The following is a 13,441-nucleotide window of genomic DNA, read 5'->3' on the forward strand; positions in this document are numbered from 1 at the left end:
ATACCTGTCGAACGGCGTGCGCCTTTGGCGCACAGCAAGGAGGTGGAAGCCCGGTTAGCGGGAGGCGCCGCCGAAGCCGGGCAGGCGACCGTTCAGCGCAGCATGGGCCAGCAGGCCAATCACCAAGCCCCAAAAGGCCCCGCCAATGCCGAGCAGGCTGATATTCGCAGCCGCTGCCAGGAAGGTGATCAGTGCGGCCTCGCGTGAGCGGGCATCGGCCATTGCGCTGGCCAGGCTGGCGCCGATGGTGCCCAGTAGTGCAAGGCCTGCCAGGGTGGTGATGAAGGTGGCGGGCAGGGCCATGAACACACTCGCCAGGGTGACGCCGAACACCCCCACGAGGATGTAGCAGACACCGGCAGCGATCCCCGCCACCCAGCGCTTGCTCGGGTCTTCATGGGCTTCCTTGCCGGTGCAGATGGCCGCCGTGATAGCGGCGATGTTGAAGGCGTGTGAGCCGAAAGGGGCCATCAGCAACGAACCCAGGCCAGTGACCGCGACGATCGGGCTGGCGCTGGTCTTGAAGCCGTCATTGCGCAGCACCAGCATGCCAGGCATGTACTGCCCCGTGAGGGTGATCAGGAACAGTGGCAGGGCCACGCTGAGGGCGGCATTGACGGAGAACGTGGGTGCGGTGAACACCGGTGAGGCGAACTCCAGCCGTAAGGTTGTCAGGCCCACGTGCCCCTGTAGCAACAGGTAGCCCAGGCCCAGTAACAGAATGGCGACCACGGCGTAACGGGCGGTGAAGCGCTTGAATGCCACATAGGCTGCAATCAGCAGCCCGGCCAGGGCGGGGTCGACCGACAGGCTGGCGAAGGCGCCAATGCCGAACTGCAACAGGATGCCCGCCAGCAGGCCGGCGGCAATGCCGCCCGGAACGAGCCGGACCAGGCGCTCGAACCACCCGCTCAGCCCCAGCACCACGAAGCCTGCGGCTGACAGCAGGTACGCACCTACGGCCTCGCTATAAGGCACATTGGCCAGGGCGGTGACCAGGAACGCGGCGGCTGGCGTGGACCAGGCCGTGATGATCGGTTCGCGGCTGTACCAGGATAGCGCCAGGCCGCTGAGGCCGACGCCGATCGACACTGCCCAGACCCACGATGACGTCAGTTCCGGGCTCAGCCCGGCCACTTTGGCCGCCTGGAACACCAGGATGAATGTACCGCCGTAGTTGACGATGACCGAAACGAACCCGGCTATCACCGGGTGAAGGATGTCTGTCAGCTTTAACGGGGTTGCAGAGCTTTGTGCAGGCGCGTCCATGATGGCCTCTGGTAATGGTCAGGTGCTGCAGAAGTACGCTGCCCGTCAGCGACTGGCTGCCGGGCAGGTTTGAGGGTCAGTTGGCCAGCGCTACCAGCAGGCTTTTCAGGTAAGTGCTGCCCTGTCCATCCAGCGGTTGCAGGGGCAGGCGCGGCGCGCCGACATCCTGGCCGAGCATTTTCAGGCCGGCCTTGATGGTGGTGGGCAGGCCACGGCGGGTGATGTACTCCAGCAGCTCGTACTGGCGGTAGAACAGCGTGCGGGCTTCGGCCAGCTCACCGTGCTGTACGGCGTCCCACAGCGCCAGGTTCAGTGCCGGGATCAGGTTGGGCGCGGCGGTACACCAACCCGTTGCGCCGGCCACCAGGGCTTCCAGGGTGAGCGGGTTGCAACCGTTGTAGAACGCCACCTGCCCATCGGTGGCTTTGAACAGGCGGTGCATGCGCTGAATGTCGCCGGTGCTTTCCTTGACCATGGTCACATTGGGTACTTCGCCAAGGATGCGCAGGATCAGTTCCACCGACAGGTCGGTGCCGCTGGTGCCCGGGTTGTTGTAGAGCATGATCGGGATGTCGATGGCCGCGCCGACTGCTTTGTAGTGGGCAATCACTTCCGCTTCGGTGAGTTTCCAGTACGAGATGGGCAGCACCATCACAGCGGTAGCGCCGCAGGCCTGTGCCAGGCGGGCGCGCTGCACGGTGCGCGCGGTGGTCAGGTCGGACACGCTGACCACGCTGGGCACGCGCCCGGCAATGCGTGCCTGGCTGAAGCGCACCACGGTTTCCCATTCGCTGTCGGACAAGTAGGCCCCTTCGCCGGTGCTGCCCAGCGGTGCGATGGCATGCACACCGCCTGCGATCAGGCTATCGATGGACATGCCCAGGGCATCCAGGTCGAGTGTGCCGTCTGCAGTGAAGGGAGTGATGGTGTAGCCGATGACGCCGCGAATTACAGAAGTAGACATGACCAGGCACCTTTGCCGTTGTTGAGGAAAGAGTACAGCTTCGATCAGCCCAGGCAGTCGCCATGGGCACGCAAGGCACGGCGCGCGTAGTAGCTGAACGCGGCACCATGACGTTTGGGGGTGGAGATCCAGTCGTGGGCTTCTTTGCCCAGTGCTTCGGGGATGGGGCGGATGTCACCGGCGCCCATGGCCAGCAGTTGCATCTTTGCCGCGCGCTCGAACAGCAGGGCGAGCACGCAGGCTTCTTCGATCGAACCACCGGCAATCAGCAAACCGTGGTGAGAAAGCAGGATCGCGCGCTTATCGCCAATCGCCTTCGCGATGATTTCGCCTTCCTCGTTGCCCACCGGCACGCCGGGCCACTCCTTGAGGAATGCGCAGTCGTCGAACAACGGGCACAGGTCCATGTGCGAGATGGCCAGCGGCACTTCCAGCATCGACAGGGCCGCGCTGTGCAGCGGGTGGGTGTGGATGATGCAGTTGACGTCGGGGCGGGCGCGGTACAGCCAACTGTGGAAGCGGTTGGCCGGGTTGGCCATGCCACGGCCTTGCAGCACGGTGAGGTCTTCGTCCACCACCAGCAGGTTGGAGGCGGCAATTTCGTCGAAGCCCAGGCCCAGTTGTTGGGTGTAATAAGTGCCAGGTTCCTGGGCGCGCGCGGTGATCTGCCCGGCCAGGCCAGAGTCGTGGCCGCCGTCGAAGAGGATGCGGCAGGTGAGGGCAAGTTTTTGCCGGGCGGTGTAGGTATTGTCGGCCAGCGCCGTCAGCATCTGCTGCTGGGCGAGTTTGACCAACTGGTCCTTGGGGGTGTGCATGGTGGTCGTCATGGGCGGTACCTGCTTGATGAAAGGCTGAGTGACCAGGGGTGTTTTCAGGACACTTGGCGATCTTAATGACACCTTGTGTCATTTTCAAGCTTTGCGTGACACCTCCGCGTGACAGCTTTGCAACCTCATGCTCGCAAGCTTGCTGCCCTCATAACCATGAACCGGTCGTGGCAGGCGAGTACCATGAGCAGATCCAACCCTCGATACGGTCTAAGCATGTTTCTGGATTTACACGTGCGGCTCGCTTGCGAAGCCGACCTCGATGCACTCTTTGCGTTGGATGTTATTGCGCAGCGCGAAGAAAGCCGGCGGGCATTCATTGCCTACTCGGTAGCCTGCGGCCATTGCTGGGCGGCAACGGACGCTGCCAACACTGCGGTGCTCTTGGGTTATGGCGTACTGGACAAGTCGTTTTTCGGGCAGGACTTCATTGCGCTGGTGGTGGTAGGGGATTCGGCGCGTCGCCGTGGCGTAGGCGCAGCCATTCTGCGTGGGCTGGAATCCCGGTCCTTTGGGACCAAGTTGTTCACCTCGACCAACGCGTCGAACCTGCCGATGCAGGCGCTGCTTGCAAAGTGCGGTTTTATCGGCAGTGGTCAGGTTGAAAACTTGGACGAAGGTGACCCAGAGCTTGTTTTTGTAAAGATAAGGCCCTGATGCGCGAAAACACCGGCAAAGCCGGTGTCATCTGCCACGTTGGATACTTCGCAGGTGAACCCGCACCTACAGGGCATAGCCCGTTGCTGCGGCGTCAATGGTTCAAGCGCCTATGCAAAGGTCGTCCAGTCGGTTTGCTACATCCCTTTGCGGGTACTGCCGGAAAGCGTCTGAAATGGCGCTGATCAGCTGCGCGTCCGTGATCGGGTCCAGCCCAGGAAAACGCTTGCCATTACAGTCAACGTCATGGGTAAGCACAGCCTCGACACTGGCGCCGTTGTCCCTGTAAACCTGCCTGATGGCCTGGGCCTCCAGCGCTTTGTCGTCCTTGCAGCGCAGGGCATGGTGAATGGCCAGGGCGGCGCCAAAGGCCAGCGCCGGGGTTTCAATACCCTGCTTGCGGGCAAGGTCGATGCTGCTGAGGATGCGTTCGTTGCGTTGTAGCTTGCGCAACGGGTCGCGTCCCACCCGGGCGCAAGGGTCTTTGAACGAGGTTTTACAGCGCTCCAGGAAGGTATCGGCAAAACGGCTGACCACCTCTGCCATTTGCGGGTACTCCGCCACCAGTGCGGGGCCGACTTCCTGGCGAATCAGGCGCTCGGCCAGCTCGCATACGCGCGCGTCGCCCATGCCTTGGCCTACCGAGTCATGGCCCAGCAGGCTGGCGTACCAGGCAACGATGGCGTGCGGGCCGTTCCACAGGCGGTTCTTGATGACCTGGATCTGGGCAATGTCAGGCACCGTCTTCACCTGGCGCAGGCGTTCGAGCAGGTCGCTGCCGTGCTCTACATACAGCGGCATGTCGGGCTCGCTGTTGAACAGGATCAGGTGCAGCTGGCTCATTGCGCTGCTGGGCTGGGCAAAGGGCCTGAAGCGCCCGATCAGGCGTTCGTATTCAGGCACTGGCGTCGATGCCTTTGTGGCAACTGCCGGCTCGTCTTCCAGGCTGTTCTGGAACATCTGCGACTTGATGCGCAGTTGCCGCACCAGTGCGTCGTTGCTGAGCTTGGAGACGATGCGGCTGACCACCGTTTCGGCGAAATGGGTCTTTTCCAGCACTTGCTTGCCGATGGCTGGCGGGCACAGCAAGGCCAACTCCGCTTGCACATGGCGGCGCACGAACGCGGCGCCGCCCACCTTGTTAAGCACGATCAGCAACGTAAGCTCACGGCCACGTCGTTCGAAACGTTGCAGCAGCCCTTTGGCAATCACCTTCGCCTGGTTGCGGATGGCCTGCTCGGGCAGGCTCAGGCCGATGATTTCGGCCGTGGTGTACATGCCGATTACCGCGTCGTCATCGTCCAGGTCGATCATGCGCACGTTGTCGATGGTCTGGTCGAACGATGTAGCCCCATAGCGCACGCTGTAGCGGCCGAAGGCATTGACGCTTTCGCGCAGCATGCGCGAGCGCGTCGCGGCGATGATTTCACAAGGCCGGGTGTAGCCATCCCAATGGGAAAAGACCTGCGTCAGGTAGCCACCCCCGATGGCGCCGAAACCATGAATGCCCACGCGGAACTGGTTCATGGAGGCCGGGAAGCTTTCGTTCAGTTCGGGCATGCCCAGGTCGGGAACGCACTCGCTCAAGTCGGCCAGGAACTCGGTCATGCTGCGGTAGGCCTTGAGCGCGGCCGCCTTGATTTCTGGGGCAGGCGGTTTGATGTCCTCGATCAGTATCGCCTGGCCTTCAGCACGGATGGCCGACAGCATGCCGTTCTCCGAATCTTCGACCATGAAGCATTGGCCAGGCTCGCAATTGAGCGCGCGGGCAGCTTTCAGGAAAATCTCGGGGTGGGGTTTGCCCTGGCTGACTTCATCGCCACAGACGGTGATGTCGAAGTACTTCAGCACGTTGGCGTTGATCAGGTATTCCTCGGCAATGGCACGGCGACTGGACGTGGCCACCGCCATGGTCAAGCCCGATTTGCGCAGGCGTTCCAGTACCTCCAGCAGGCCGGCCTTGATCGGTACGCCGTGATTGCGCACGTACGCCAGCTCAAGTTCATCCGCGCGTTTGCGGATCTCGGTGTATGGGAAGTCTTCACCGTTATGCGCCTTGGCCAGGGCCTCGGCTTTTTTCGCGCTCAAACCCAGCGAGCCGATCAAAGTGTCCTCGCTCAGCGCTTTGCCGAAGATTTCAAGAGAGGCTTGCTTGAGTGTCTTGAAGCGCAAGCGTTCGGTGTCGAAGAGGGTGCCATCCATATCGAAGATGGCGCTGAGAAGCTGTTTACCTTGGAAGAAAAGCATCGAGTGTTGCCCCCGTGGGTGCGTCGGACATCTCGCCTGTAGCAAGCGAGTACGGCGTGTGAACTGCAGCGTCGGCAGTCAGGTCGGGGGCACGCGTTTGTCAGGTGCACGCTCAGGCGTGACACAGAGATAAGGCGGGGCAGAGCGGGGAGTGCAGAGGAGGTTTGCAACCTTTGAAGCGAGGCGGGCGGCGCGTTTGGCCTTGAGGTCACGCCCACTGGCTGCAGTCGGTTTTGCAGGCAGTGGGCGCAAATAGCGATGGATACGTGTGATTCCAAGCATAAGGTGGTTTGCGTCCTTTTTCGTCATGGGTGATCCTTTTTCAGCCTTGCACGTATGCGCCGCGACATGCAAGGCTTGGCCTCCCGCTCCAATCCCGCAACAAGGTGAACCGCAATGACCCAAGCTACCGACCAGGCTTTTTATGACCGTGCCGATGCGCACATCGAACTGGCGAACCAGCAGATCGAAAAGTTCGAAGACCTGGGCAAGGTAAGCGCCTCGCTGACCTTCGGTGCCGCCCGCTTCAGCGCCTGGATGAGCGCCCGCAGCTTCAAGAGCGGCGCCGAGCTTGGCGCCGCGCGGGAAGAGATTCTGAAGTACTTCTGTGAGCAGTACCGGATGATGCTCGAGGACAACCTTGACGAGCATATCGAGCATTTTGACCAGTACATGCTGGGCAAGAACGACTGAGGCTGCGTGGGCATGCCTGCTCCCACAGGGATAGCGTATCCCTGCACTCAACGGGGAACCTGTGGGTGGTCACAGATGAGGCAGCGGCAGGGTGGGCCAAGCCTCAGCGATTGGTCCATTTCTCCAGCAAGATCGAAACGAACTTCTCCGCCGCAGGCGACAACGATGCGCCGCGCCGGTATACCAACCCCAGCGTGCGGCTAACCTGCGGCTCGATCAGCGGCACGCTGACCAGCGTCGGGTGGTCGGCGTCGGGCATGGCCAGGCTGGGCATGGCGGACACACCCAGCCCGGCCTCGACCATGCCCAGCGACGTGGACAGGTGTTGCACTTCGTAGAACCATTTGGGTCGCAGGTTGAGCCCGGACAACGCGTGGTCCAGTAGCATGCGGTTGCCGCTCAGGCGGCCGACGCCGATCAGGCGGTAGTCAGCCAGTTCCGTCCAGGTAACGGAGGCCCGGTTCGCCAGTGGGTGGTCGCGCCTGCAGGCCAGCACAAAGTGCTCTTGCACCAGTGTGACAAACTCGATGTCCGGGTGCTGGCCGCTCATCATGTTGATGCCGAAATCGGCCTCGCCGCGCAGCACGGCTTCGAGCCCGTCGTTGGCGCTAAGGTCCAGCAGGCGAATGCGGATTTTCGGGTATTGCTCGTTGTAATCGCGGATCACCGACGGCAGGAAGTAGAACGCTGCGGTGGGGATGCAAGCAAGGGTAACCTGGCCGGTCTGGCGTTCGGCCAGCTCGCGAATGCTGAGGATCGAGTCTTCAAAATCATCCAGCAGGCGCCTGGCCTTGGGCAGGAAGTCGCGGCCCACGCTGGTCAGGCTGACCCGGCGGGTGGTGCGCTCCAGTAGCGAGGTGCCCAGGCCTTCCTCCAGCTTCTTGATCCGCCGGCTCAAGGCCGGCTGGGAAAGGTGAAGTGCTTCGGCGGCTTCGTGGAAACTGCCGAGTTCGGCGATTTTCACGAAAGATCTGATGTCTTGCAGCTCATATTCCATAAGAAAACCCGCTACTGTCGCCGTGTTTGATTGATGTTTGAATCGCAATAATGGCTACGATATTTGCATTGGATTGATTTATCCAGGCCTGTCACTCTTTTGCTCACAGCATCAATGATGTCCATTGATCAACAAGAGTGCAAAATCATGCAACGTATTCCTTGCGTACTCATGCGCGGTGGTACCTCGAAAGGGCCGTTCTTCCACGCCTGGGACCTGCCTGCCAATGTGGTCGAACGTGACGAGTTGCTGATCAACCTGATGGGCTCTGGCCATGAGCTGGAAATCGATGGCATCGGTGGCGGCAGCCCGCAAACCAGCAAGGTGGCGATCGTCAGCCCTTCGTTGCACCCCGAGGCTGATGTCGATTACCTGTTCGTTCAGGTGATGGTTGCCCAGCGCCGTGTCGACACCGCGCCCAATTGCGGCAACATGCTGTGCGCCGTGGGCCCGTTCGCCATCGAGCAAGGCCTGGTCAAAGGGCAGGATGGCAAGACCTTGGTCCGCATCCGTAACCTGAACACCGGTACCTTGGTCAATTCGCTGGTGGAAACCCCCGGCGGTATCGTGCGCTACGAAGGCCGCACGGCAATCGATGGCGTACCGGGCACTGCCGCCCCGGTGCACCTGACCTTTCTCGATGCCGTGGGCAGCAAGACCGGCAAGCTGTTCCCCACCGGCAAGGCCACGGATGTGATCGATGGCGTACCGGTAACCTGCATCGACATGGCCATGCCCATGATGGTCGTGCAGGCCAGTCAACTGGGGGTGACCGGATCGGAAACCCCTGCAGAACTCGACGCCAATGAAAAACTGCTCAAGCGCCTTGAAGCACTGCGCCTGAAAGCTGGCAAGGCCATGGGCCTTGGCGACGTCAGTGGCATGGTAATCCCCAAGCCGGTGCTGGTGTCTGCGCCACGCTACGACGGCACATTGCAGGTGCGTTACTTCATGCCGCACAACTGTCACCGTGCGTTGGCCATCACCGGGGCGGTAGGGCTGGCGACAGCCTGCGTCAGCCCCGGTACGGTAATTGGCGACCTGCTTGGCGAGGGCGCCCGGCAGTTGACCGACGTGCGCCTGGAGCACCCGAGCGGCGGTATCGATGTGGCGCTGTCGCGCAGTGCTGCCGACGGCAAGACAACCCAGGTTTCGGTGGTACGAACCGCTCGGCGGCTCTTCTCAGGCTTTGTCTACGCCCCTACCTTGCGCAGGCTGGCAGGGTAGTCAAAGGCGGCATGCCGCCTGCTTCATACATGCACCAAGCGCATCCGCACAATTTCAACAATGGTGATGCCCCATGAAACTCGCCAAATCGCTGTATTTCCAGATCCTTTGCGCCGTCCTGCTGGGCGTATTGGTCGGCCACTTCTGGGCGCAACAGGCCGTTGCGCTCAAGCCCTTGGGCGACGCCTTCATCAAGCTGATCAAGATGATGATCGCCCCGGTGGTGTTCTGCACCATTGTCACCGGCATCGCCGGGATGACCGACAAGCGCTCGCTGGGGCGCCTGATGAGCAAGACGTTGCTGTTGTTCCTGGGCCTGACGGTGGTGAGCCTGGTGATTGGCCTGGCGGCGGTTTACCTGTTCAAACCGGGTGTGGGCATGAACATCGACCCCGCCACCCTCAGCACCGAAGGCCTCAGCCAGTACACCGCGTCGGCAGCCAAGCTGGGCGTGGTCGACTTCTTCATGCACATCATTCCCGATACCTTCATCGGTGCCTTCAACAAGGGTGAAGTGTTGCCGGTGCTGTTCATTGCCGTGCTCAGCGGCTTCGCCCTGTCGTCGATGGGGGACAAGGGCAAGCCAGTGCTGGATGTGCTGGAGTCTGCCTCGACCATGGTGTTCCGCATTTTTGGCTACCTGATGCGCTTTGCGCCGGTGGGTGCCTTTGGTGCGCTGGCTTTTACCGTCGGGCAGTACGGCATCACCTCGCTCGGTGCCCTGGCCAAGCTGGTGGGTACGCTGTACATCGCCTGTGCGTTCTTCGTACTGGTCGTACTGGGTGGCATCTGCCGTGCCCATGGTTTCAGCCTGTGGAAACTGCTGCGCTATTTTCGCGAGGAATTCCTGGTGGTGCTGGGTACTTCGTCCACCGAGCCGGTGCTGCCGCGCATGCTGGAAAAGCTCGAAAAGCTGGGCTGCAAGAAAGGTGTGGTAGGCCTGGTGTTGCCAACCGGTTACTCGTTCAACCTCGACGGCACAGCCATCTACCTGTCGCTGGCGGCCATCTTCATCGCCCAGGCCTGCAACATCGACATCACCCTGGGGCAGACGCTGACCATGCTGGCGATCATGTTGCTGTCGTCCAAAGGCGCCGCCGGGGTGACAGGCAGTGGTTTCGTCGCCCTGGCCTCGACCCTGACTGTGATTCACGACATCCCTCTGGCCGGCCTGGCGCTGCTGATCGGCGTCGACCGCTTCATGTCTGAAGCCCGCGCCCTGACCAGCCTTGCCAGCAATGCAGTGGCCACCGTGGTGATCTCGCTGTCCGAGAATGCCTGTGAGCGGGATACGCTGCTGCGCACACTCAACGGTGAACAACCGGTACAGCCGGATTGCGCTACGCCTGGCCAGGCCACTTGGCCCGCCGAGCCGCACCGCCAGGGCTGAACGCCCTTCGTACTACTGAACATTGACTCAAAATTCCACTCAGCGTCGCAGCGATGCCGAGTGGGGTTGGAGGCTGCCTGCCCGGCGGGCGGCCACGCACAATAAAAACAAGAGAGAAAGACCATGCTCGCACTCCTGGGCCTGATCATGGTGGTGACCTTCACCTACCTGATCATGAGCAAGCGCCTGTCGCCTATCGTTGCGCTGACCGTTGTCCCGATCGTGTTCGCCGTCATCGGCGGCTTTGCCCCCGAACTGGGCAAGATGATGCTCGACGGCCTGAAAATGGTTGCGCCATCGGCAGCGCTGCTGCTGTTTGCCATCCTGTTCTTTGGCCTGATGATCGATGCCGGCCTGTTCGACCCGCTGATCCGCAAGATCCTCAAGCGGGTAAATGGCGACCCGGTCAAGATCGCCATCGGCACTGCACTGCTGTCACTTCTGGTGGCACTGGACGGCGATGGCACGACCACCTACATGATCACCTGTGCCGCCATGCTGCCGCTCTACAAGCGTATCGGCATGAACCCGATGATTCTGGCCACGGTGTCGATGCTGTCGCTAAGCATCATGAGCGGCCTGAGCCCGTGGGGCGGGCCGGCCACGCGGGCCATTGCCGCGCTTGGGCTGGACGCCAGCGAGTACTTCATCCCGATGCTGCCGACCATGATTGGCGGTGCGGCCTGGGTGGTGTTCACGGCCTTCCTGCTGGGGCGCACCGAACGCCGCCGCATCGGCAACATCGCCCTGGAGTCCGGTGGCGGCAACTGCTACATCAAGGAAATCCTCGGCGACAACCCGTACAAGCGCCCGCGCCTGGCCTATGTGAACCTGTTGCTGGTCATCGCCGTCATGACTGCGCTGGTAATGGGGCTGATGCATGCCGCCATCCTGTTCATGATCGGCTTCGTCGCCGCGCTGATGATCAACTACCCACAGCTGGAACTGCAGAAGGCGCGCATTCTGGCGCACTCGGGTAACGCCATGACGGTGGTGCTGCTGGTGTTCGCCGCGGGTATCTTTGCCGGGATCTTCTCGGGTACCAAGATGGTCGACGCCCTGGCGCAAACCCTGGTGGACTGGATTCCCGAAGAATGGAGCCACTGGTTCCCGTTGGTGGTGGCGCTGACCAGCATGCCACTGACCTTCGTGCTGTCCAACGACGCCTATTACTTTGGCGTGGTGCCGATCCTGGCCAACGCCGCAGCGGCTTACGGCATCGACCCGCTGGAAATTGCCCGCGCCTCGGTGCTCGGCCAGCCGGTGCACCTGATGAGCCCGCTGGTGGCGTCGACGTTGCTGCTGGTCGGCATGGTCGACCGCGACATCGGTGACTTCCAGAAGGCGACCTTCAAGTGGGCCGTGCTCACCTCGCTGGTGATCACTGCACTGGCTTTGCTCACAGGGGCCTTGTCCTTCTTCGTCTGAGCGTTACGGGCGCTGCCCGGCGCCCGGCACCTTGTGCATCCTGAAAACAACAACAAGAGTACCGATCATGTCCCGTGCTGTGTTCCGTGGGGCCACGTGTGGCCTGCTCTGCGGCTGGCTGCCTGTTGCCGGCGCTGCCGGTTTCGTCGATGACAGCAAGCTCAAGCTTCAACTACGCAACGTCTACTTCAACGAGAATTTCCGCGACGAACACGGCATGAGTGCACGTGCTGCCGCTAGCGCCAAAAGCGAGCGGGTGGAGTGGGCACAGGGTTTTCTGCTGGACTACCAATCCGGATTCACGCCCGGCGCATTGGGCGTGGGGCTGGACGCCCTCGGGCTGGTGGGTGTCAGGCTGGACTCTGGCCGTGGGCGCAGCGGCACCGGGCTGCTGCCGGTTCATGACGACGGTCGTGCGGCGGACGAATTTGCCAGCGCCGGGGTAACGGCCAAGGCCCGCGTCGGGCAGACTGTGGTCAAGCACGGTACCTTGCTGCCGAAAACGCCGGTGCTGGTCTACAACGACGCGCGGCTGTTGCCGCAGACGTACGAGGGTACCCAGCTGACCAGTACGGATATCGACGGGCTGACACTGACAGCGGGCCACCTGGACCGCTTCAAACAGCGTGATTCATCGGACAGCACCGGCCTGTACCTGGATGGGTACGCGGGCGGCAGGTCCGGTGACTTCAACTTCGCCGGCGCCGATTATGCCGTCAGCAAACAACTGCGCCTGAGCTACTTCCATGGCCAGCTCGAGCACTTCTACCGGCAGGACTTCGCCGGCCTGGTACACGAACTGCCGCTGGCGGGTGGTGTGTTGAGCACTGACCTGCGCTATTTCAAGAGCCGCGACAGCGGTGCCGCCCAGGGCGGCGCAATCGACAACGACATGTTCAGCGGGCAGATGGCCTATGCCCATTCGGGCCATACCCTCGGTGCCGGCTACCAGGTGCTCGACGGTGAGGCAGGGTTGCCTTACATCAGCGGTGCGACGGTGTATTCGTTCAGCAACGTCGGCATCGGCAAGTTCATCGAGGAAGAAGAAAAGACCTGGATGGCAAGCTACGCCTACAACTTTGCGGCAGCAGGCGTGCCGGGCCTGACCTTCATGGCGCGATACCTGAGTGGCGATAATGGCCGCTCGGGTGCCGAGGGCATCAAGGAGTGGGAACGTGACGCCGAGCTTGCCTACGTGGTGCAGGGCGGGCCGCTGAAAGGTTTGGGTGTGAAGCTGCGCAACTATATCTATCGTTCGGATTTTGCCCGCGGGCGCGACAGCAATCGCTTGTACCTTACCTACGATATCGCCATCTGGTGAGGGTGCAGGCCGGACCACATGTCCGGCCCTGAACCGGCTGCTGCGCCCTGGGTCAACGGCGCAGTAGGCGAGAAATCACCAGTGTGACAGCGGCGGTGATTGCCAGCGCGGCGATAGGTTTTTCCTTGACGAACGAAGACACCGTGTCCAGGGCATCCCCATAGGTCTTGGTCACCTGGCCTGCAGCCTGACGCGCATCGCCTTCGGCCTCCAGCGAGGGGTCTTCGACCAGCCGGCCGACAGCGCTCTGCGCCTTGCCTGCAAGGTTCTCTGCAACACCTTCGATCTGTTCGCGTTTCATGATGGCTTAGTTCCTTCCTGTGAACGGCTAGGGTTAACAGCACAGGCTTAGGGCGTTGGCAGGCCGCAATGGTTCCAAACGATTGCTTATTACCGTCAGGCCACGCGGTCCCTGTAGGAG

12 protein-coding genes are annotated in these 13,441 nt (G+C 61.8%); 6 read left to right on the forward strand and 6 right to left on the reverse strand.

What is annotated here, in order from left to right:
• Positions 1 to 54: 54 nt before the first annotated feature.
• From ACNQP3_RS08125 to ACNQP3_RS08135, 3 genes are all read right to left on the reverse strand, one after another.
• The gene (locus ACNQP3_RS08125; RefSeq protein ID WP_069943364.1) at positions 55 to 1,269 is read right to left on the reverse strand and encodes a benzoate/H(+) symporter BenE family transporter; all 1,215 of its coding nucleotides are present in this window, start codon (positions 1,267 to 1,269) and stop codon (positions 55 to 57) included.
• Positions 1,270 to 1,345: 76 nt separating this feature from the next.
• The gene (locus tag ACNQP3_RS08130) at positions 1,346 to 2,233 is read right to left on the reverse strand and encodes a dihydrodipicolinate synthase family protein (RefSeq protein WP_012271239.1); all 888 of its coding nucleotides are present in this window, start codon (positions 2,231 to 2,233) and stop codon (positions 1,346 to 1,348) included.
• Between the two features lie 44 nt (positions 2,234 to 2,277).
• Positions 2,278 to 3,060, reverse strand: coding sequence for an aldolase (locus tag ACNQP3_RS08135; protein WP_012271240.1), 783 nt, complete (start codon positions 3,058 to 3,060; stop codon positions 2,278 to 2,280).
• A gap of 183 nt (positions 3,061 to 3,243) precedes the next feature.
• Here ACNQP3_RS08135 and ACNQP3_RS08140 point away from each other — a divergent pair, with 183 nt between their 5' ends.
• The gene (locus ACNQP3_RS08140) at positions 3,244 to 3,717 is read left to right on the forward strand and encodes a GNAT family N-acetyltransferase (RefSeq protein WP_264316917.1); all 474 of its coding nucleotides are present in this window, start codon (positions 3,244 to 3,246) and stop codon (positions 3,715 to 3,717) included.
• Positions 3,718 to 3,819: 102 nt separating this feature from the next.
• Here ACNQP3_RS08140 and mtlD read toward each other — a convergent pair whose 3' ends face one another.
• On the reverse strand, positions 3,820 to 5,964 hold the full coding sequence (gene mtlD / locus ACNQP3_RS08145) for a bifunctional mannitol-1-phosphate dehydrogenase/phosphatase (RefSeq protein ID WP_012271242.1): 2,145 nt from the start codon (positions 5,962 to 5,964) through the stop codon (positions 3,820 to 3,822).
• A 396-nt stretch (positions 5,965 to 6,360) separates the two neighbouring features.
• Between mtlD and ACNQP3_RS08150 the strand changes: the two genes are divergently transcribed.
• Positions 6,361 to 6,657 carry a DUF3144 domain-containing protein gene (locus tag ACNQP3_RS08150; RefSeq protein ID WP_012271243.1) on the forward strand — a complete coding sequence of 99 codons (297 nt, stop codon included), beginning with the start codon at positions 6,361 to 6,363 and terminating at the stop codon, positions 6,655 to 6,657.
• 103 nt (positions 6,658 to 6,760) lie between these two features.
• Here ACNQP3_RS08150 and ACNQP3_RS08155 read toward each other — a convergent pair whose 3' ends face one another.
• On the reverse strand, positions 6,761 to 7,654 hold the full coding sequence (locus ACNQP3_RS08155) for a LysR family transcriptional regulator (protein ID WP_012271244.1): 894 nt from the start codon (positions 7,652 to 7,654) through the stop codon (positions 6,761 to 6,763).
• Positions 7,655 to 7,801: 147 nt separating this feature from the next.
• Here ACNQP3_RS08155 and ACNQP3_RS08160 point away from each other — a divergent pair, with 147 nt between their 5' ends.
• From ACNQP3_RS08160 to ACNQP3_RS08175, 4 genes are all read left to right on the forward strand, one after another.
• Positions 7,802 to 8,881, forward strand: a complete 1,080-nt coding sequence (locus ACNQP3_RS08160) for a 4-oxalomesaconate tautomerase (protein WP_081337058.1) — start codon at positions 7,802 to 7,804, stop codon at positions 8,879 to 8,881.
• Positions 8,882 to 8,954: 73 nt separating this feature from the next.
• On the forward strand, positions 8,955 to 10,271 hold the full coding sequence (locus tag ACNQP3_RS08165) for a dicarboxylate/amino acid:cation symporter (RefSeq protein ID WP_012271246.1): 1,317 nt from the start codon (positions 8,955 to 8,957) through the stop codon (positions 10,269 to 10,271).
• A 123-nt stretch (positions 10,272 to 10,394) separates the two neighbouring features.
• Complete coding sequence (locus ACNQP3_RS08170) at positions 10,395 to 11,699, forward strand: CitMHS family transporter (RefSeq protein ID WP_264316918.1); 1,305 nt, start codon at positions 10,395 to 10,397, stop codon at positions 11,697 to 11,699.
• Positions 11,700 to 11,766: 67 nt separating this feature from the next.
• Positions 11,767 to 13,020, forward strand: coding sequence for an OprD family porin (locus ACNQP3_RS08175; protein ID WP_069943366.1), 1,254 nt, complete (start codon positions 11,767 to 11,769; stop codon positions 13,018 to 13,020).
• Positions 13,021 to 13,072: 52 nt separating this feature from the next.
• Here the strand turns inward: ACNQP3_RS08175 and ACNQP3_RS08180 are convergent, their stop codons facing one another.
• Positions 13,073 to 13,321, reverse strand: coding sequence for a CsbD family protein (locus ACNQP3_RS08180; RefSeq protein WP_012271249.1), 249 nt, complete (start codon positions 13,319 to 13,321; stop codon positions 13,073 to 13,075).
• Between the last annotated feature and the right edge of the window lie 120 nt (positions 13,322 to 13,441).

The organism is Pseudomonas sp. LFS074 (assembly GCF_047978165.1).
In the GTDB taxonomy this organism is placed as follows: Bacteria; Pseudomonadota; Gammaproteobacteria; order Pseudomonadales; family Pseudomonadaceae; genus Aquipseudomonas; species Aquipseudomonas putida_P.